Raw genomic sequence first — 18,517 nt, forward strand, 5'->3', positions numbered from 1 at the left:
CCAAGAAGACTGAATTCCAAACGGCCGAGGCCGTGCTGCGTTTCGCTGACGGCTTATACCGCATCTCGCTGGCGGGCCTGCATCATCGTCACGAAGCGATCGAACAGCGGCGAGACGTCCTGCGGCCCCGGGCTCGCCTCGGGGTGCCCCTGGAAGCTGAACGCCGGCCGGTCGGTCAGCTCGATGCCCTGCAAGGTGCCATCGAACAGCGAGCGATGAATCGCGCGCACGTTGTCCGGCAGGCTCGACTCGTCCACCGCGAAGCCGTGGTTCTGGCTGGTGATCATCACCTGCCCGCTGTCGAGATCCTGGACCGGGTGGTTGGCGCCGTGGTGACCATGGTTCATCTTCACCGTTCTGGCGCCGGCGGCCAGCGCCAGCAGCTGGTGACCCAGGCAGATGCCGAAGACCGGGACATCCGTCTCGAGCACCTCGCGGATCGCACTGATGGCGTAGTCGCAGGGCTCGGGATCGCCCGGCCCGTTGGCCAGGAACACGCCGTCCGGGTTCATCGCCAGCACCTCGCTGGCCGGCGTCTGCGCCGGCACCACGGTCAGGCGGCAGCCGCGCGAGGCGAGCATGCGCAGGATGTTGTGCTTGATCCCGTAGTCGTAGGCGACCACGTGGTACGGGCGCTCGCCCCGGGCGGTGTCGGCGTAGCCCTGGCCCAGCGTCCACTCGCCCTCGGTCCACTCGTGGATCGACTCACAGGAGACTTCCCTGGCCAGATCCATCCCCTTGAGGCCCGGGAAGGCCTGGGCTTCCGCCAGCGCCCGCTCGACGGCATCATCGCCCCGGGCAGCGTCGCCGGCCAGGATGGCTCCGTTCAGCGACCCCTTGCTGCGCAGGATGCGCGTCAGGCGACGCGTGTCGATGTCAGCGATGCCGATGACGTTCTGCGAAGCCAGGTACTCGGAGAGCGTGGCCGTGCTGCGAAAATTGCTGGCGATCAGCGGCAAATCACGAATGACCAGGCCGGCGGCGCAGATTCGATGCGACTCGACGTCCTCGACGTTGATGCCAGTATTGCCGATGTGGGGGTAGGTCAGGGTCACGATCTGGCGGGTATAGGAGGGGTCGGTGAGAATTTCCTGATAACCGGTCATGGCGGTATTGAAGACCACCTCCCCGCTGGTCTGCCCATCGGCTCCGATCGCGACGCCGTGAAATACACTGCCGTCTTCGAGAGCCAGTATCGCGGGTCTGTTCAAGGCAACATCCTCCTTAACTGGTCATCAACAAATTGCGTAGAGGTGTAGCATCACGCCCCTTCATGCACTGACCGGCAGCCGCCGCAAGGTCGTAAAAAAGCGGGACGAAATCCGGAAAACCGGTTTCATCCCGCTCATTGTCCTGTTGCTGCATCATCTGCGGCGAATCTCTACTGCCTGCGGCGCTGGCCCGGCCAAATTGGCGAAATGATACCGGAAAGCGGCGACCGGCTCCAGTACCGATCGCGATTCGATCCCATGACACTCCACCCGGTGTTCCGCCGACGTCGAACATCCGCTCCGACCGAGCGTCAATCCTTCAGGCCCAGCACGTCCTGCATGTCGTAGCGCCCGGCATCGCGCGCGGCGAGCCAGCGCGCCGCGCGTACCGCGCCCTTGGCGAAGGTCATGCGGCTGGAGGCCTTGTGGGTGATCTCGATGCGCTCGCCCTCGGTGGCGAACATCACCGTGTGCTCGCCGACGATATCGCCCGCCCGCACGGTGGCGAAGCCGATCTCCTTGTCGGTGCGCGGCCCGCACTGGCCAACCCGCTCGAACACGCCGTACTCCTTGAGCGGACGCGCCAGGGCATCGGCCATCACCTCGCCCATCTTCAGCGCGGTACCCGATGGCGCGTCGACCTTGTGGCGGTGGTGCGCCTCGATCACCTCGATGTCGTAGCCCTCGTCGCCCAGGGCGCGGGCGGCGGTGGCGAGCAGATTGAGGGTCAGGTTGACACCGACGCTCATGTTGGGCGCGAAGACCATCGCCACGCGCTCGCGATAGCCGTCGAGCTCGGCCAGCTGGGCCTCGTCGAGGCCGGTGGTGCCGATCACGATCGCCTTGCCGTGGTCGGCGCAGAAGGCGAGATTGGCCAGGGTGGTGGCGGGCGAGGTGAAGTCGATCAGCACATCGAAGTCGTCGGCGATAGCGGCCAGGTCGTCGGTGGCGGCCACGCCCAGGCGCCCGATGCCGGCGAGTTCGCCCAGGTCGGCGCCAACCAGCGAGCTGCCGGCGGAAACGCTGCCGCCGGCCAGGCTGGCCCCGTCATCCTGCTGCACGGCACTAATCAGGTTGCGGCCCATGCGGCCGGCAGCACCGACGATGGCGATACGGGGGGCGTGAGAAGGCATGCGATCTCCAGCGGTAGGGTAAGCGTCGCGGCAGTATAACAACTGCCGCCGGGGCCCGCGCGACGCCCGTCGGTAGCCCCGCAAGCCTAAGCACGGCTCTGGACGCCCCGCCACCCCTGCGACATACTAGCGCCCCATCGCAAATAAGAATCATGCGTAACTAATCCATTCGACTCTCTGCCGGATCTCGCCGTGACTCAGCCACGCTCACTCTTCGCCGGATACGCCGCGAGGCTCGTCCGTCTCGCCGTCATCACCTTAGCCCTCGGCGGCGCCACCAGCGCCTGGGCCGGCCCGATCACGGTGACCGATATCGCCGGCCGCCAGGTCACCGTCGAGGCCCCAGTGCAGCGCGTCATCCTCGGCGAGGGTCGCCAGATCTATCTGCTCGCCGCGCTCGAGCCCGACAACCCGTTCGCTCACGTGGTGGGCTGGCGTCACGACCTCGCCGAGGCCGACCCGGACAACTACGCCGCCTACGCCGCCAAGTTTCCCGAGATGAAGCAGATCCCCACCTTCGGCGGCTTCAAGGATGGCACTTTCGACGTCGAGCAGGCCGCCAGCCTGCACCCCGACGTGGTGCTGATGAATCTCGAGGCCAAGGCCGCCACCGAGGATGCCGGCTACGACACCAAGCTGGCCGCGCTGGGCATCCCGATCGTCTATGTCGATTTCCGCGAGAAGCCGCTCGAGCACACCATCCCCTCTATGCGTCTGATGGGGCGTCTGCTCGGCGACACCCAGCGCGCCGATGCCTTCATCGACTTCGCCGAGGCGCAGCTGGCCCGGGTCACCGACAAGATCGCCGCCGCCGATCCGGCGCGGCCCAAGGTGTTCATCGATCGCGCCGGCGGCTACTCCGACGACTGCTGCATGAGCTTCGGTCCCGGTAACTTCGGCGAGTACGTCGAGCTCGCCGGCGGCCACAACATCGCCGATGGCATCATCCCCGCGACCTTCGGCACCCTCAATCCGGAGCAGATCATCGCCGCCGACCCCGATCAGGTGGTGGTCACCGGCGGCAACTGGGGTGCCTACGTCCCCGGGGGCAATTGGGTCGGCGTGGGGCCGGGGGCGGACATGCAGCAGGCCCGGGCCAAGCTCGAGCAGTTGACCCACCGCACTGCCATGACCGGCATCGAGGCGGTAAAGACCGGCCAGGTCCACGCCATCTGGCACCAGTTCTACAACAGCCCTTATTACTTCGTGGCGGTGCAGCAGCTGGCCAAGTGGTTCCACCCGGAGCTATTCGCCGATCTCGACCCCGAGGCCACCCTGCGCGAGCTGCATCAGCGCTTCCTGCCGGTGGATTACGATCCCGGTTACTGGGTATCCCTGCATGACGACTGAGAGTTCCCGCGTGGCCGCCGCACCGTCGCGCCCGGCTGCCTTCACCCCGGCCGCGGCCGATGACGCCAATCTCTATCGTCGGCTGGTGCTGCGGCGCCAGCTGATCCTGGCCGCGCTGGCCCTGGCGCTGTTCGCCAGCCTGTGCGTCGACCTCGCCCTGGGGCCGGCGCGCTTCGGTCTCGACCAGGTGATCGCGGCGCTCTTCACCCCGGGCTCGGTCGAAGAGTCGCTGCGGGTGATCCTGTGGCAGATCCGCATGCCGGTGGCGCTGATGGCGCTGGTGGTGGGCGCAAGCCTGTCGATCGCCGGCGCCCAGATGCAGACCATCCTCAGCAACCCGTTGGCCAGCCCCTTCACCCTCGGCATCTCCGCCGGGGCCAGCTTCGGCGCCGCGCTGGCGCTGGCCTTCGGGGTGACCCTGGTGCCGGCGCTGGTCGACTACGCGATCCCGCTCAACGCCTTCATCATGGCGATGCTGACCGCACTGGCGATCCACTTCCTGAGCATGCGCCGCGGGGTGACGATCGAGACCATCGTGCTGCTGGGCATCGCCATGGTGTTCATCTTCAACTCGCTGATGGCGCTGATCCAGTTCTTCGCCAGCCAGCAGGCGGTCTCCGCGGTGGTATTCTGGACCATGGGCAGCCTGACCAAGGCGACCTGGCCCAAGCTCGGCATCGCCTTCGCCGTGCTCGCGGTGGTGGTACCGCTGCTGGCCCGCCACGGCTGGGCACTGACCGCCATGCGCCTGGGCGATGCCAAGGCCGAGAGCCTGGGCGTCAAGCCGCGGGCGCTGCGCCTGGAGGTATTGATCATGGTCTCGCTGCTGGCCGCGATCGCCGTCTCCTTCGTCGGCACCATCGGCTTCGTCGGGCTGGTCGGGCCGCACATCGCGCGTCTGCTGCTGGGTGAGGATCAGCGCTTCTTCCTGCCCGGTTCGGCGCTGTGCGGGGCACTGATGCTGTCGGTGGGCTCGGTGCTGTCGAAGGTGATCATCCCCGGCACCATCATTCCGATCGGCATCATCACCTCGCTGGTGGGGATTCCGTTTTTCCTGTTCTTGATCCTCAACCACAAGAAGAACGCATGGTAACGCTGACGCTCGACCGCCTCTCGGCGCGCTACGGCCGCCGCCAGATCCTCGCCGATATCTCCACGCCGCCGCTGCACGGCGGCCAGGTGGTGGCGCTGCTCGGCCCCAATGCGGCGGGCAAGTCGACCCTGTTCCGGCGCATCCTGGGGCTGCTCGAGGGAGATGGCGAGGTGCGCATCACCGGCACCAGCAGTGAGCGTCCGGTCGCCTACATGCCCCAGGACAACGGCGCCACCGCAGTGCTGACGGTCTACGAAGCGGTGCTGCTGGCGCGCATGCAGGGACGTCGTCTCAAGGTGGCGGATGCCGATCTCGGCGAGGTCGACAAGGCGCTGGCGGCGCTCGGCATCGATACCCTGGCCGGGCGCGACATCGGCAATCTGAGCGGCGGCCAGCGGCAGCTGGTGGGCGCGGCTCAGGCGCTGGTGCAGTCCCCCGACATCCTGCTGCTGGACGAGCCCACCTCGGCGCTCGATCTTCACCGCCAGATCAGCCTGCTCAGCATCCTGCGCCGGCTGGCACAGGAGCGGAACATGCTGATCATCGCCGCGCTCCACGATCTCGGCCACGCTATGCGCTTCGCCGATCAGGCGCTGGTGATCGAGAGCGGGCGGCTGGTCGACTGCGGCCCCTGCGAACAGGTGGTGACACCGCAGATGCTGCGCCGCACCTTCCAGGTCGAAGCGCGCATCGAGCCCTGCTCTCAGGGGAGACCCCAGCTGATCGTCGAAGCCGCCATCTAGCGATGCCCTGACCACTGCAGAGCACCAACATCCCTGCACCCGGCGCGCTAGTCACTGGTGCCGAGCCGCCGCCGCCATCTCAACCGGCGCCCCTCCAGCGCCGCCAGCATGGCGCCCCCCAGCACCAGCGGCAGGGCCAGCACGAAGCCGCTGGATAGCGGCTGCCCGAACAGCCACAGATCCGCCAGCAGCGGCCAGATCAGTGCCACATACTCGAACGGCGCCAGCTTGGATACCTCGGTCATGCGCAGCGCCAGCGTCATGCAGATATGCGCCGCGCCGCCGAACAGCCCCGCCAGCACCAGCAACAGCAGTGTCGGCCAGGCTACCGAGACCCAGCCCAGGGCGGCGGTCGCCAGCCCCGCCAGCGTGGTCACCAGCACGAAGTAGAATGCGATCGCGGCAGGCGTCTCGGTGCGCGAGATGCGCCGCACCGTGAGCAGCGCCCCCGCCGTGAGCAGGGCGGCGGCGATGCCTAGAGCGTAACCGGTGATCCGCGCGGGGGTCGGGCCGCCGCGCAGCTCGGGCAGGATCAGCACTCCTACCCCGATGAGTACCAGCGTCAGCGCCGCCAGGCGGTGGCGGGTGAGGCGTTCGCCCAGCAGCAGGATCCCGCCCAGCGCCAAGGCCACCGGCGCCAGTTGGGCCAGCAGGGTCGCCTCTGCCACCGGCAGGCGCGCCACCGCGGCGAAGGAGGCGAACATCGCCGCCGCCCCCAACCCCGAGCGCAGCAGATGGCCGAGCGGCCGCTGGGTGGCCAGGGCGCGCGGGAATTCACGCCGCCACAGCATGAAAACGACGATCGGTAACAGCGCGAAGGCGGAGCGAAAGAACACGGTCTGCCCCAGCGGCACCTCATCGCTGACCGCTTTGATGCAGACCAGCATGCCAGCGAACAGCAGCCCCGATAGCAGCCGCAGCAGAATGCCGGCCAGCGGCCGGTCCGTGGTGTCGTGCATGGAAAGGCGCCTCCTCGGGGCGGGATGATTCGGCTTCAGCGAGCGGGCGACATTATACCCGGGCGAGCCTCGCCTCGCCGGGGGCAACTATCCGCATTGTCTTGGGCTAGAGTAAGAAAGTCCCCTGACCGCAATCCGCGTCATACCCCCTCTCCCTGACTTTCTCATGGGTGCAACCCTGCCACGCCGATCACTGTTAGATGGCGACAGTATGTCAAGACCACGCCAGCCCTGACCTGACCTGACCTGACCTGACCTGAATGAAATTTACATCCGCACGCCATGCCATGAACCTCCGCGCCTTGAAGCCGACAATCCGCGACCCGCAGGATGCGACCACCGAAACTTCATGCGCGGCCAAGCTCGACACCGTGCCGACAATAAAAGCATCGTTAAAATTAACGATTGAAACATTAGCGCACTAAAATCAGTCAACACTAAATGAGTTTTTCGACCCCGCCAGACCCAGCTCTTTTTTCAATCAAACAAGGCTAGACTTTAGACTCATAAACCAAAGGTCAATAAGAAATTTTTCATTTAAAATCAGTGCATTAAAAAATAAACAAGAGACAGAAAAATAGGGTATAAGGTAATCGCCCCTAACCCGATTGACGCCAATTGAAGGTGCTGTTATTCCTGATATATCACAAAATATCACGACCAGATAAATCTCGAACCGCTTCAGATCCTGGCAATAAATTGAGGCGCGCCCGATGGCCATGCGCCATTTATTTGCCAAGAGTTAAAAAGCGACGCATATCCGAAAACCAGCATCGGGGCTGTCATCCGATGCTCATGGCGAGTTGGACCCGGCCGGCTCTCTGCTGGAGAGGGCATCTGGCAAACGTCGTGATCAACCCACGCAACGCGCTGGCCCAGAGAAGGGAATATCGATGTCGATTCAACTATTCGACCTGACCGGAAAAACGGCCCTGGTGACAGGCTCATCCAGGGGATTGGGTCGTGCTTTCGCGGAAGGCTTGGCCGCTGCCGGTGCCGAGGTGATTCTCAACGGCATCAACGAGCAACGACTGATCACCGCCGCCCACGAGATGTCTGAAGCGGGCCATAGAGTCCAGACCGCCGCCTTCGACGTTACCGACGACGACGCCGTCAAGGAGGCCTTTTCCCGGTTCGATGAAGACGGCGTCACGATCGACATCCTGGTCAACAATGCCGGCATTCAGTTTCGCAAACCCATGCTGGAACTCGAGACCGCCGACTGGCAACGGGTGCTCGATACCAATCTCACGTCGGCGTTCGTCGTCGGGCGCGAAGCGGCCAGACGAATGGTCGAACGCGGTCAGGGCAAGATCATCAATATCGGCTCCCTCACCAGCGAGCTGGCCCGCGCTACAGTCGCCCCATACACCGTGGCCAAAGGGGGGATAAAGATGTTGACCAAGGCCATGGCAGCGGAATGGGGCGGCCTGGGCATCCAGGCCAATGCCATCGGTCCTGGCTACATGCTGACCGACATGAACGAGGCTTTGACCTCCAATGCCGAATTCGATGCCTGGGTCAAGGGCAGAACGCCTGCGGGCCGATGGGGCAAGCCGGAAGAGCTGATCGGGACCATGGTGTACCTCGCATCGCAGGCCTCCGACTACATCAATGGTCAGATCATCTACGCCGATGGCGGCATGATTTCGGTGCTCTGACCGCATCACCACGATTCCTGGCAATCTCCAGGCGCAGGCAGCCTGTATCGGCAGACCTGCTTCACGACCCACCGGATCCGACATCATGCCAAATGCGCCGGATATGACGCCGCCGACGGTTCAGGATAAAGGCCGCGATAATAAGAGCCTGCTCGAACATGCCTATAGGGAAATCGAGGAGCTGATCGTCACCTGTCGATTGGGTCCGGGGAGTTATCTGCGAATTCGCGACCTGCAGGATATTACCGGTTATAGCCGTATGCCGGTTTATCAGGCAGTCACTCGCCTGGCGTCGGATACGCTGGTCACCATAAGGCCGCGACAAGGCGTCCAGGTGACCCCTGTCGACCTGGCAAGAACGGCAACGCTGTTGCATTTACGTCGGGACATGGAGCGATTCGTCGTCACGCTAGCGTGCGAGAAAGCCTCGCCATTACAACGAAGGATGCTGGAAAAACTGGCACGGACCATGGAGGACCAAGCGGCGGTAATGTCGCTATCGACGTTCAACCGTTTCGATCTTCAGATCGATGCCCAGATACTGAAGATATGTGACGAGCCTTTCCTGGAATATTCGTTGCGACCACTGCACACCATGTTCCGCAGGATCGGTTGGATCTACCACACGAACGCCAAGCCCAATCAGGATCTTTCGGGGACTATCGAAGGCCATCTTGGCGTCCTGCGGGCCATTCTCTCTCAGGATGCTCAGGCTGCGGCAAAGGCATCGGACAATCTGATGGATTTCATGGGGGAAACCCTGCGCGTCATCGAGCGGGATACCGATCCGATTTTGCTGAATGTGGAGCTCGATCCAAGCATCGATTGAAGCAGCGATGACCGTGTCCAGATTCGACAGGAGACACGGTCTCGTCGAGAAGAGGGTGTCGATCGAACGCCCCCAATCCCGGGCCCTGAACTCACTCATCACGACCCGGCAATAACGAACGCCAGACGGCGTTACCACCCGAGGAATACGACATGACAACAGCTTCCCTCTTGACTCACGCACCTCGTCTTGCCGCCGTAGCTGCCGGTGTCGCCATGGCACTCGGCAGCCTCTCGGCGCCTGCCGCCCAGTTCAACGCCAAGCTTTCACTGGACGTGCCCGAGGGCAACACCAAATACGAAGCGGCTCAGCAGTTCGCCGACCTCGTCCGTGAACGCACGGACGACAATGTCGACATCCAGCTGTTCCCAAACAGTGTGCTGGGAGGAGAAACCGAATCCGCGGAAGGGATCCGGCTGGGATCCGTCCAGATGGGCATCATCACGAGCTCCGTACTCTCCTCGTGGGTACCCGAAGTCCAGGTCCTGGACCTCCCCTATGTCATTACCGATGAAGCCAATGCTTCTGCACTGAGCGAGCCGCTTACCGAGGCCCTCTCTTCCAGTTTCGAGGATCAAGGCTTCCACCTGCTCGGGTTTACCGTCAATGGCGTCCGAGAGCTGATGAGCAGCTTCCCGATTCACTCCATCGACGATATCCAGGGCAAGAAGATGCGGGTCATCCAGAGCCCGCTGCATGTGGACGCCTGGCGCGCGGCGGGCGCCAACCCGACGCCGGTACCCGCGCCCGAGATCTACAACTCCATGCAGACGGGAGTCATCGATTTCTTCGACAACACGGCAACCAACTACCTGACGAATCGTTTCTATGAAGTCGCGCCCTACTACGTGAAGACCGACCATATCTACGCGATGGGTACCTGGGTCGTGGCGCAGAACTGGTGGAAGCGGCTGCCCGAGGACTACCAACAGGCCATCACCGAAGCGGCGCTGGAGGTTCAATCCCGGGTACCGGAAATGCGCCAGAAGGATGACGAAGCGGCTCTCGCCGAGACCGTGGCGGACGGGGCAACCATCATCGACATCGAAGACAAGACGCCTTGGATGGAGGCGATGGCCCCGGTGCGCGAAAAGTACATCGATCAGATTCCCGACGGGGCCGAACTGGTCGAGCTGATTCGCAACGCCAAGTAAGTTTTCGCCTCGCTCGGGACCTGCCTGGGCGAGGCGTCAGTCATTGACGATCGATCCCTTTCTGGAGGTGGCACCATGGCTGCCGATCAACCCGCTCTCTCCGCTACCCTGTCGCTGCTCGATCGATCGGCGGTACGCCTGGAAAGCCTCGTCCGGCTTTCCGTTTTCTCCATCCTGGTGGCGATGTCCCTGGCGGTCCTGGCGGGAGTCGTTGCCCGCTACGTATTCAACAGCTCCTTCTCCTGGACCGAGGAGTTCGCCATCTGGTGCTTCACCTGGCTGATCTTTCTCGGCGCCGCACTGGGGGTGCGCCGCAGCCGCCATGTCGTGGCGGACCTGCTGCCGTCATCGCGGGTACCATGGCTGCAGGCGCTGCTCGAGCCGATGGCGACCACCTTGCTGGCGCTGACCCTGATCATGATGTACGCCGGCGGCATGCAGTTGACCGAGATGGTCGGAGGGCTCAGTGCGAGCCTGCAATGGCCGAATTCGATCAAATACGCCGTGATTCCTGCGTCAGCCATGATTTCCCTGGCCTTCTTGCTGGTACGCCGTGTCGACTCTCTCAAGGGGTGTCTACGCAATCTGTTGTGCGTCGGCATCGCCTGGCTGCTGTTTCAGTGGAGTGACGCCGGTGGCCTTGCTTTCCTGGCCAGCTTTTCACCGAGCCTGGTCATGGTGGCGGCATTCTTTCTGGCTATCGCCATCGGCGTTCCCGTGGCTTTCGCCCTGGTGCTCGGCGTCTTCATCGCCAGCTCCGCCTCCTTCATCCTGCCGCCACCCGCCGTCGTTCAGAACATGGTGACCGGTTCGACCAAGTTCATCCTGCTGGCCATCCCCTTTTTCCTGTCGACGGGTTATCTGCTCAATCTCGGTGGGCTGTCGGCGCGACTGATCGACTTTGCCGTCTCTCTCGTCGGCCATTTCCGGGGCGGCCTGGCCCACGTCAATATCCTCAACAGCCTGATGGTCGGCGGCATCTCGGGTTCTTCCAGCGCCGATGCCGCGAGCAGCACCAAGATTCTCGTCCCCGAGATGGTCAAGCGTGGCTACTCCCCGGCGTTTTCCTGTGCCGTCAGCGCGGCGTCGGCCATCTTGCCCAATGTCGTGCCGCCGGCTATCGCCATGCTGGTCTATGCCTCGGTCGCCAACGTGTCGGTGGCCAGGCTGTTCACCGCGGGGGTGCTGCCGGCCATTCTGATCGCACTGGCCTTGATGGGGGTTGCCTACGCCATCTCGGTTCGACGCGACTATCAGTCCTCGAGCCAGCGCGCGCCCTGGTCTACCGTGCGCCACAGCTTCCTACGCGCCCTTCCGGTGCTGGTCATTACCGTCGGCGTTCTCGGCGGGATTCGTTTCGGGGTCATCACGGCGACGGAGGCAGGCGTCGTGGCCCTGGTCTGGACCTTCATCCTGGGGAAGGTGGTGTTCAAGCAGTACGACTGGCGAACGTTCTACCGTGCGTTCAGTGACTGCGCCATGGATGCCGCGCTCATCGGGTTCATCATCGCGGCATCGGTGCCCTTCGCCTGGGTGCTGATTGCCGAGCAGGTACCCCAGGCCATCGTGGGCTGGGCCGGGGCGGCAGCGGAAGGGCCACTGGGGCTCTTCCTGATCCTCATTCTCATGCTGGCCGCCGCAGGCATGTTCCTGGACCTGACGCCGGCCATGCTGATCATCGCGCCTCTGTTTCTGCCCATGATGATCGACGCTGGCATCGATCCCGTACAACTGGGGATCATCATGATAGTCACGCTGCAACTGGGCGGCGTCTCGCCACCAGTGGGCCTGCTGGTCTTCATCACGTCCCAGATCGCCAACGTGGCCCCCTCTGCCGTGTTTCGCGCGGTCATGCCTTTCATCTTCGCGACAATGGGCGTCGTGGTGCTGCTGTGCGCTTTCCCCTCGCTGACCATCGGGTTATGGAACCTGCTGGAATAGCCAGGGCAGCCATGAAGCCGCGAGGACGATTCCTGCCGATGGATGCCCACATCCAATGCCGAAATCGATAGATTGGAGATTGTGGATATACTGCATCTCAGTCACGTCCGAACGGGAAAACGGTCATGTCACGATTGCCTCACCGACTGGCCGTCTTCACCGGATGGCTGGGGCTTGCGCTGGTGGTCGCCGGCTGCAGCGCCACACCTCATCGCACCGCCATCGCGCCGGTGGAGCTGCTGGCGAGCACACCGAGCATCGAATGGTGCGGCACCCTGGCGCTGCCGTCGGAGTGGCAGGATGGGACCCCGGTGGGCGGACTCTCCGACCTGGGCTGGGACGAGGACGAGTCGCTGCTGTTTCTGATCTCGGATCGCGGTTGGCTGCATCGGGCGCGGCTGACGTTCAGCGGCAGCGACGAGTTGCGCGACTACGAGCCGCTGGATACCTATCCGTTGCGGGGCGAGGATGGCGCCATTCTGGCGCATGCCAGCAGTGACGCCGAGGCGCTGACGCTGGAGAACGCCGACGACGGCCTGCGCGGCAACACCCAACTGGTCATCGGCTTCGAGGGAGCCCCGGGAAGCGACGCCCGCTGGCAACGCTTTCTACCGTCGGGTATCGCCAGCGAACCGGCACGGCATCCGGCCGGCCTCTCGGATGTCGATTCCAACGGCGGCCTGGAATCGATTGCAATGCTGCCCGGCTACGGCCTGATTGGCGGCATCGAGCAGCCGCCGGAAGGCTGGCCGGCGAAGATGACACGGCTTTTCACCCTGGACGGCTCCCGGGAGTGGCGCTACCCGCTGGCGGCCAATGCCAACAGCGCCCTGACCGCCCTCGAAACGCTGGATGGCGACTTGCTGGCGCTGGAGCGCGCCTACACGCCGCCAGCCTCGCTGGTGATCCGGCTGCGCCGCGCCCATCTCGCCGACGATGGCAGCGTCGAAATCACCGAACTGGCCAGACTGTCCAATGGCGATGGCTGGTCGCTGGACAATTTCGAAGGCCTGGCGCGTATCGGTCATCACCGCTACCTGATGGTCAGTGACGACAACTTCAGCCTGGTACAACGTACTCTGCTGACCTGCTTCGCCATTAACGAACCCGATACGGCGACGCCGTGACACCGGCGCACACGACCATTTTCAGGATGGGTGCCGACTTCCCCGCCAACCACTCTCCTGACCCCTAAGCCCTCTGCCAGCCCTCACCTATGCACGCCCAAGCATAATGATTTCCGCTAGTTGTCATTTCCGCTCGCGGATTCGATCCTGCCGACTCTCGTTGATGAACATGGCAACAATAAGAAAAACTGTTCATACATTCTTCGCTCAAGCCCAAGGGCGCTCCTGCCGATGTAGAGCACGCAGTGTCTTCCCGGTAGCGCCGGCAGCGCCATCGACACGATAATCAAGAAGAGGGTTCAGGATGAGTGGGATCAATCAGGCCGCGCTGGAGACCGGCGGCAACACATCGGCGGGATTTTTCTCCCGCGAGAGAACGGTAGCGGGACCCAACTTCAACCGCTGGCTGGTGCCGACCGCGGCACTGGCCATTCACCTGTGTATCGGCATGGCCTACGGCTTCTCGGTGTTCTGGCTGCCGATGAGCCAGCAGATCGTCGACGCCCCGGCCAGCTGTAGCAATCTCGGCCTGTTGCAGGCTCTGACCACCACCAGCTGTAACTGGAGCGTGGCCCAGGTCACCTATGTCTTCGGTATCTTCATCGCCATGCTGGGCGTCTCGGCAGCCATCTGGGGTGCCTGGCTCGAGCATGCCGGCCCGCGCAAGGCCGGCTGCATCGCGGCACTGTGCTGGGGTGGCGGCCTGATCGTCGGCGGCATCGGGGTCATGCAGCATCAGCTTTGGCTGGTCTATCTCGGCTGCGGCGTGCTGGGCGGTATCGGCCAGGGCCTGGGCTACATCACACCGGTCTCGACCCTGATCAAGTGGTTCCCGGACCGGCGCGGCATGGCCACCGGCTTCGCCATCATGGGCTATGGCGGCGGCGCCATGGTCGGCGCGCCGCTGGCGGTAGTGCTGATGAACCACTATTCCACGGACGGCGGGACCGGGGTCGCCATGACGCTGATCACCATGGGGGTCATCTACGCCATCGTCATGGCCTGCGGCGCCATCGGCTTCCGAGTGCCACCCAACGGCTGGAAACCGGCGGGCTGGACGGCACCGAAGGACGCCAAGGCCAACACCATGATCACCCAGGGCCACGTGCACCTGAACACGGCGTGGAAGACCAAGCAGTTCTGGCTGATCTGGGGCGTGCTGTTCCTCAACGTGACCGCCGGCATTGCCGTGATCTCCATGGCCAGCCCGATGCTGCAGGACGTCTTCGGCGGCGCCCTGGTCGGCCTCGCCGACCGCTCCGCCGCATTGAGCGAGGCACAGCAGGCGGCAGTGGTCGCCGCGGCTGCAGGCCTGGTCGGCCTGATCAGCTTGTTCAACAGCGTCGGACGCCTGTTCTGGGCCTCGCTGTCGGACAAGATCGGGCGCAAGAACACCTACTACTGCTTCTTCGCGATCGGCATCGTCATGTACTGCCTGCTGCCGATGTGGGGCCACCTGGGCATGGCCGGGCTGTTCGTGATCTCGATCTGCGTCATCCTGAGCATGTACGGCGGCGGCTTCGCCACGGTGCCGGCCTATCTCGCCGATATCTTCGGCACCCAGATGGTCGGCGCCATCCACGGCCGCCTGCTCACCGCCTGGACCGCTGCCGGTCTGGTCGGCCCGCTGATCATCGCCGCTCTGCGCCAGGCCCAGCTCGACGCCGGCGTGGAGCCGAGTCTGGTCTACGACCGCACGCTCTACATCATGGCGGGGCTGCTGTTCCTGGGTCTGATCTGCAACTCGCTGGTCAAGCCGGTCAAGCCGGAGCAGCAGATGAGCGAAGAGGAACTGGCCCGTGAGCGCTCGCTGCAGAAGGAAGACACCGTCTCCTCCAATGCCGAGACCGCGGCTCGCGGCAGCTTCGGTATCGGCGGCGTGCTGGCCTGGCTCGGCGTGGGCGTACCATTCCTGATCGGTCTCTACATCGCTCTGGCCAAGGCGGCCGCGCTGTTCTGATTCCGGCGCACCGTCCCTGAACGACGGCCGGACACGAACGTGTCCGGCCCTCTACCCGCGATCTCCCGCCAGTAGCGCCTCGAACGTCTCCACCTCGCCACACCGATCCGCCGCATAGCCGGTCAGTGACTCGAGCTGGGCGAGAAATCCCTTGGACCCCATGAACGCCAGCAGATCCTGGACGTTCTGCTGCCGCAGTCGATCCTCGGGGCAGACCAGCAGGTAGTGCTCGGTGGAGAGCGGCTCGAAATCGAGCCCGAACTGCGCCGCCGCCGCTTCCAGACCAAACCCGACATCGGCCATGCCCGAGGCGACGTAGGCCGCCACCGCCGTGTGGGTGAACTCCTCCCGTTCGGCGCCCTGGATCTGGGCCTCTTCGATCCCCTTCTCCTCCAGCAACAGATTGAACAGGACCCGCGTGCCGGAGTGCTCGTCGCGATTGATGAAGCGCACCCCGGGCCGGGTGAGGTCGCTCAGCCCCCCGATGCGATCGCGATCCGCGGCGCGCAGGATCAACCCCTGACGCCGGGTCACGAACCGGATCACGCGCAGCTTCTGACGCCCCAACTGCCGCCGATAGACCTGCATCACCCGCCTCGCCAGTCGCGGGCAGGTAGGCAGATGAAAGCTGGCCAGGTCGCACTCGCCGCGCTCCAGGGCGTTCAGCGCTTCCTCGGGATGGCAGTAGCGCAGATCGAGTTCGCTGCAGCTCCCCGGCAGCAGCGCCACCGCGTAGCCGTGGGTGGCGTGCAGCCGCAACACCGGGTGAGCGCCCGCCAGCAGCTGCTGCAACTGGTTGTTGAGTTCCGAGGCCATACTGTCGATCTGCGGTCCCAGACGCGCCTTCACGCGTTGCTCCGACCACAGTAGCTTTTCCCCCAGGGGGGAGAGCCGAGTGCCGTGCCCCTTGCGCATCTCCACCAGTGCCATGCCGAAGAACGCCTCGCCACGATTGAGCAGATTCCAGGCGTGACGGTAGGAGACACCGGCAGCTTCGGCAGCGCGTGTCAGCTTGCCGGACTCGCGCAGATTGGCGAGCAGACGAAACAGCACCGGGTCGAGCAGCTCGCCATCGTCACTTCGAAACAGCCAGGCCGGGGTGATATTCAACTTTTTTCTAAGCATCTTCGTTCATATTTTTCGTGTCTCCAGGGAGTGCTAGTTTGGCGAATAGCGGGACCCTGACTTAAACCAGTTAAGAACGACGATTCCTATAAGACGATTGGACGAGTCCCGACATGCGTGAAGTCACCGTCGGGCACAGACCAGCAACTTGATGAGACGACCAGGCCATGTCACACGCTAGTCCGCAGGCCGCCGACACCTGGACGTCGGCGCAGATCCAGGCAGTGGTGGACGAGTATCGCTCGTTGCCGGGCGCCATGCTGCCGACGCTCCACGCGCTCCAGAACCGTTTCGGTCACATCCCCGAGGCGGCGATCCCGATCGTCGCCGAGGCGCTGCGCCACACCCGCGCCGAGGTGCACGGCATCATCAGCTTCTATCACCACTTTCGCACCCAGCCACCGGGGCGCCACGTGATCCAGGTGTGCCGCGCCGAGGCGTGCCAGGCGGTGGGCGCGCGGGCGCTGGAAGCCCACGTCAAGTCCGCGCTGGGGGTCGACTACCATCAGACCACGGCGGATCGCGAATTCATCCTGGAGCCGGTCTACTGCCTCGGCAACTGCGCCTGCGGGCCGTCGCTGCGGGTCGACGACGAGATCCACGGGCGCATGGACGCCGCCGGCTTCGACCGCCTGACGGCGCAGCTGAGCGCCACCGTGGTGGAGGTGAAGTGATGACGACCACGATCTATGTGCCCTGCGACACTACCGCCCGCTCCCTCGGCGCCGACGCCGTGGCGGCCCGCCTGACACGGGCCGCCGATCGTCTGGGCGTGGCGATCCAGCTCAAGCGCAACGGCTCCCGCGGGCTGTTCTGGCTGGAACCGCTGGTGGAGGTCGAGACCGCGGCGGGCCGGGTGGCCTATGGCCCGGTGGCGCCCACCGACGTCGACGCCCTAGTCGACGCCGGCCTGTTCGAGGGCCGGCAGGAGCACGACCTGGCCCTCGGCGACATCGAGGCGCACCCCTATCTGGCACGCCAGCAGCGGCTGACCTTCTCGCGCATCGGTCTGACCGACCCGCTGTCGCTCGAGGATTACACCGCACGGCAGGGCTTCGCCGGCCTGAAACAGGCCCTGGCGCTGACGCCCCAGGGTATCGTCGACGAGGTCAAGGCCTCGGGGCTGCGCGGGCGTGGCGGCGCGGCCTTCCCCACCGGCATCAAGTGGCAGACCGTGCACGACACCCCGGCGGCGCAGAAGTACATCGTCTGCAACGCCGACGAGGGCGACTCCGGCACCTTCGCCGACCGCCTGGTGATGGAGTGCGACCCCTTCATGCTGATCGAGGGCATGACCATCGCCGGGCTCGCCGTGGGTGCCACCCAGGGCTATATCTATCTGCGCTCGGAGTATCCGCTGGCCCAGGCGATGCTCGACGAGGCGATCGTCCGCGCCGAGGCGGCCGGCTACCTGGGCGATAACATCCTCGACAGCGGCCACGCCTTCCACCTCGAAGTGCGCCTGGGCGCCGGGGCCTATATCTGCGGCGAAGAGACCTCGCTGCTGGAGAGCCTGGAGGGCAAGCGCGGGCTGGTACGCGCCAAGCCACCGCTACCGGCGATCGAGGGCCTGTTCGGTCAGCCTACCGTGGTCAACAACGTGCTCTCGCTGGCCGCGGTACCGTTCATTCTCGACCAGGGCGGCCAGGCCTACGCCGACTACGGCATGGGTAAGTCCCGCGGCACCCTGGCGCTGCAGCTGGCTGGCAACGTCGCCCGCGGCGGGCTGGTCGAGCTGGCCTTCGGCACCACCCTGCGCGAGCTGATGGAGAGCTTCGGTGGCGGCACGCGTAGCGGCCGCCCGCTCAAGGCGGTGCAAGTGGGCGGGCCGCTGGGCGCCTATCTGCCGGAGAGCCAGTGGGACACCCCGCTCGACTATGAAGCCTTCGCCGCCTTCGGTGGCGTGGTCGGCCACGGCGGCGTGGTGATGTTCGACGACAGCGTCGACATGGGCGCCCAGGCGCGCTTCGCCATGGAGTTCTGCGCGGTGGAGTCCTGCGGCAAGTGCACCCCGTGCCGCATTGGCGCCGTGCGCGGCGTCGAGGTGATCGACCGTATCCGCGCCGGCGACGCTGCCGACGACAATCTGGTGCTGCTCGCCGACCTGTGCGAGACCATGGTGGATGGTTCGCTGTGCGCCATGGGGGGCATGACCCCCTTCCCGGTGCAGAGCGTGATGAAGCACTTTCCCGATGACCTGACCCGGCCCCAGGCCGAAGGCGGGAGGTAAG

Annotated in this window: 16 protein-coding genes; 11 read left to right on the forward strand and 5 right to left on the reverse strand. The window is 64.6% G+C overall.

Translation table 11 applies throughout. The features are described from left to right. Positions 1–53 precede the first annotated feature (53 nt). The 3 genes from carA to dapB are packed head-to-tail and all read right to left on the reverse strand — an operon-like array spanning position 54 to position 2,344. The gene (gene carA / locus DOM56_RS00945; protein ID WP_110707093.1) at positions 54–1,211 is read right to left on the reverse strand and encodes a glutamine-hydrolyzing carbamoyl-phosphate synthase small subunit; all 1,158 of its coding nucleotides are present in this window, start codon (positions 1,209–1,211) and stop codon (positions 54–56) included. A gap of 13 nt (positions 1,212–1,224) precedes the next feature. Continuing rightward, positions 1,225–1,506: a hypothetical protein gene (locus tag DOM56_RS19625; protein WP_157958130.1), complete on the reverse strand. Its 282-nt coding sequence runs from the start codon at positions 1,504–1,506 to the stop codon at positions 1,225–1,227. Positions 1,507–1,522: 16 nt separating this feature from the next. Next, complete coding sequence (gene dapB, locus DOM56_RS00950) at positions 1,523–2,344, reverse strand: 4-hydroxy-tetrahydrodipicolinate reductase (RefSeq protein WP_110707094.1); 822 nt, start codon at positions 2,342–2,344, stop codon at positions 1,523–1,525. Positions 2,345–2,596: 252 nt separating this feature from the next. Between dapB and DOM56_RS00955 the strand changes: the two genes are divergently transcribed. The 3 genes from DOM56_RS00955 to DOM56_RS00965 are packed head-to-tail and all read left to right on the forward strand — an operon-like array spanning position 2,597 to position 5,530. Next, the gene (locus tag DOM56_RS00955; RefSeq protein WP_110707562.1) at positions 2,597–3,694 is read left to right on the forward strand and encodes an ABC transporter substrate-binding protein; all 1,098 of its coding nucleotides are present in this window, start codon (positions 2,597–2,599) and stop codon (positions 3,692–3,694) included. Continuing rightward, entirely contained in the window at positions 3,684–4,787 is a 1,104-nt protein-coding gene (locus DOM56_RS00960) for an iron ABC transporter permease (protein ID WP_110707095.1), read from the forward strand. The genes DOM56_RS00955 and DOM56_RS00960 overlap by 11 nt, the downstream gene beginning before the upstream one ends. Further along, on the forward strand, positions 4,781–5,530 hold the full coding sequence (locus tag DOM56_RS00965; protein WP_110707096.1) for an ABC transporter ATP-binding protein: 750 nt from the start codon (positions 4,781–4,783) through the stop codon (positions 5,528–5,530). The genes DOM56_RS00960 and DOM56_RS00965 overlap by 7 nt, the downstream gene beginning before the upstream one ends. 47 nt (positions 5,531–5,577) lie before the next feature. Here the strand turns inward: DOM56_RS00965 and DOM56_RS00970 are convergent, their stop codons facing one another. Continuing rightward, complete coding sequence (locus tag DOM56_RS00970; protein WP_110707097.1) at positions 5,578–6,489, reverse strand: DMT family transporter; 912 nt, start codon at positions 6,487–6,489, stop codon at positions 5,578–5,580. 893 nt (positions 6,490–7,382) lie between these two features. Here DOM56_RS00970 and DOM56_RS00975 point away from each other — a divergent pair. The 6 genes from DOM56_RS00975 to DOM56_RS01000 all read left to right on the forward strand — a co-directional run bounded on the left by DOM56_RS00975 (position 7,383) and on the right by DOM56_RS01000 (position 15,161). After that, entirely contained in the window at positions 7,383–8,150 is a 768-nt protein-coding gene (locus tag DOM56_RS00975; protein ID WP_110707098.1) for an SDR family oxidoreductase, read from the forward strand. Positions 8,151–8,235: 85 nt separating this feature from the next. Further along, complete coding sequence (locus tag DOM56_RS00980; protein WP_110707099.1) at positions 8,236–8,979, forward strand: GntR family transcriptional regulator; 744 nt, start codon at positions 8,236–8,238, stop codon at positions 8,977–8,979. 152 nt (positions 8,980–9,131) lie between these two features. Next, positions 9,132–10,133, forward strand: coding sequence for a TRAP transporter substrate-binding protein (locus DOM56_RS00985; RefSeq protein ID WP_110707100.1), 1,002 nt, complete (start codon positions 9,132–9,134; stop codon positions 10,131–10,133). 75 nt (positions 10,134–10,208) lie between these two features. Then, positions 10,209–12,074: a TRAP transporter large permease subunit gene (locus DOM56_RS00990; protein ID WP_110707101.1), complete on the forward strand. Its 1,866-nt coding sequence runs from the start codon at positions 10,209–10,211 to the stop codon at positions 12,072–12,074. 125 nt (positions 12,075–12,199) lie between these two features. Beyond that, a complete protein-coding gene (locus DOM56_RS00995) occupies positions 12,200–13,201 on the forward strand; it encodes an esterase-like activity of phytase family protein (protein ID WP_110707102.1) in 1,002 nt (333 codons plus the stop codon). A gap of 304 nt (positions 13,202–13,505) precedes the next feature. Next, the gene (locus tag DOM56_RS01000) at positions 13,506–15,161 is read left to right on the forward strand and encodes an OFA family MFS transporter (RefSeq protein ID WP_110707103.1); all 1,656 of its coding nucleotides are present in this window, start codon (positions 13,506–13,508) and stop codon (positions 15,159–15,161) included. 51 nt (positions 15,162–15,212) lie between these two features. Here the strand turns inward: DOM56_RS01000 and DOM56_RS01005 are convergent, their stop codons facing one another. Beyond that, positions 15,213–16,271 carry a substrate-binding domain-containing protein gene (locus tag DOM56_RS01005; RefSeq protein ID WP_232822122.1) on the reverse strand — a complete coding sequence of 353 codons (1,059 nt, stop codon included), beginning with the start codon at positions 16,269–16,271 and terminating at the stop codon, positions 15,213–15,215. A 182-nt stretch (positions 16,272–16,453) separates the two neighbouring features. On the opposite strand from DOM56_RS01005, the gene DOM56_RS01010 reads away from it, so the two are divergent. Beyond that, positions 16,454–16,960: a formate dehydrogenase subunit gamma gene (locus tag DOM56_RS01010; RefSeq protein WP_110707105.1), complete on the forward strand. Its 507-nt coding sequence runs from the start codon at positions 16,454–16,456 to the stop codon at positions 16,958–16,960. Continuing rightward, complete coding sequence (locus tag DOM56_RS01015) at positions 16,960–18,516, forward strand: formate dehydrogenase beta subunit (protein WP_110707106.1); 1,557 nt, start codon at positions 16,960–16,962, stop codon at positions 18,514–18,516. Before DOM56_RS01010 ends, DOM56_RS01015 begins: the two co-directional genes overlap by 1 nt. Position 18,517 lies beyond the last annotated feature (1 nt).

It is taken from the genome of Salinicola sp. CR57 (assembly GCF_003206585.1).
Lineage (GTDB): Bacteria > Pseudomonadota > Gammaproteobacteria > Pseudomonadales > Halomonadaceae > Salinicola > Salinicola lusitanus.

What these genes read in the sequence shown, in the direction of transcription:
- DOM56_RS19625 (WP_157958130.1), bottom strand. Translation starts at nt 1,506, where the DNA reads ATGTTCGACGTCGGCGGAACACCGGGTGGAGTGTCATGGGATCGAATC.
- dapB (WP_110707094.1), bottom strand. Translation starts at nt 2,344, where the DNA reads ATGCCTTCTCACGCCCCCCGTATCGCCATCGTCGGTGCTGCCGGCCGC.
- DOM56_RS00960 (WP_110707095.1), top strand. Translation starts at nt 3,684, where the DNA reads ATGACGACTGAGAGTTCCCGCGTGGCCGCCGCACCGTCGCGCCCGGCT.
- DOM56_RS00965 (WP_110707096.1), top strand. Translation starts at nt 4,781, where the DNA reads ATGGTAACGCTGACGCTCGACCGCCTCTCGGCGCGCTACGGCCGCCGC.
- DOM56_RS00970 (WP_110707097.1), bottom strand. Translation starts at nt 6,489, where the DNA reads ATGCACGACACCACGGACCGGCCGCTGGCCGGCATTCTGCTGCGGCTG.
- DOM56_RS00975 (WP_110707098.1), top strand. Translation starts at nt 7,383, where the DNA reads ATGTCGATTCAACTATTCGACCTGACCGGAAAAACGGCCCTGGTGACA.
- DOM56_RS00980 (WP_110707099.1), top strand. Translation starts at nt 8,236, where the DNA reads ATGCCAAATGCGCCGGATATGACGCCGCCGACGGTTCAGGATAAAGGC.
- DOM56_RS00985 (WP_110707100.1), top strand. Translation starts at nt 9,132, where the DNA reads ATGACAACAGCTTCCCTCTTGACTCACGCACCTCGTCTTGCCGCCGTA.
- DOM56_RS00990 (WP_110707101.1), top strand. Translation starts at nt 10,209, where the DNA reads ATGGCTGCCGATCAACCCGCTCTCTCCGCTACCCTGTCGCTGCTCGAT.
- DOM56_RS00995 (WP_110707102.1), top strand. Translation starts at nt 12,200, where the DNA reads ATGTCACGATTGCCTCACCGACTGGCCGTCTTCACCGGATGGCTGGGG.
- DOM56_RS01000 (WP_110707103.1), top strand. Translation starts at nt 13,506, where the DNA reads ATGAGTGGGATCAATCAGGCCGCGCTGGAGACCGGCGGCAACACATCG.
- DOM56_RS01010 (WP_110707105.1), top strand. Translation starts at nt 16,454, where the DNA reads ATGTCACACGCTAGTCCGCAGGCCGCCGACACCTGGACGTCGGCGCAG.
- DOM56_RS01015 (WP_110707106.1), top strand. Translation starts at nt 16,960, where the DNA reads ATGACGACCACGATCTATGTGCCCTGCGACACTACCGCCCGCTCCCTC.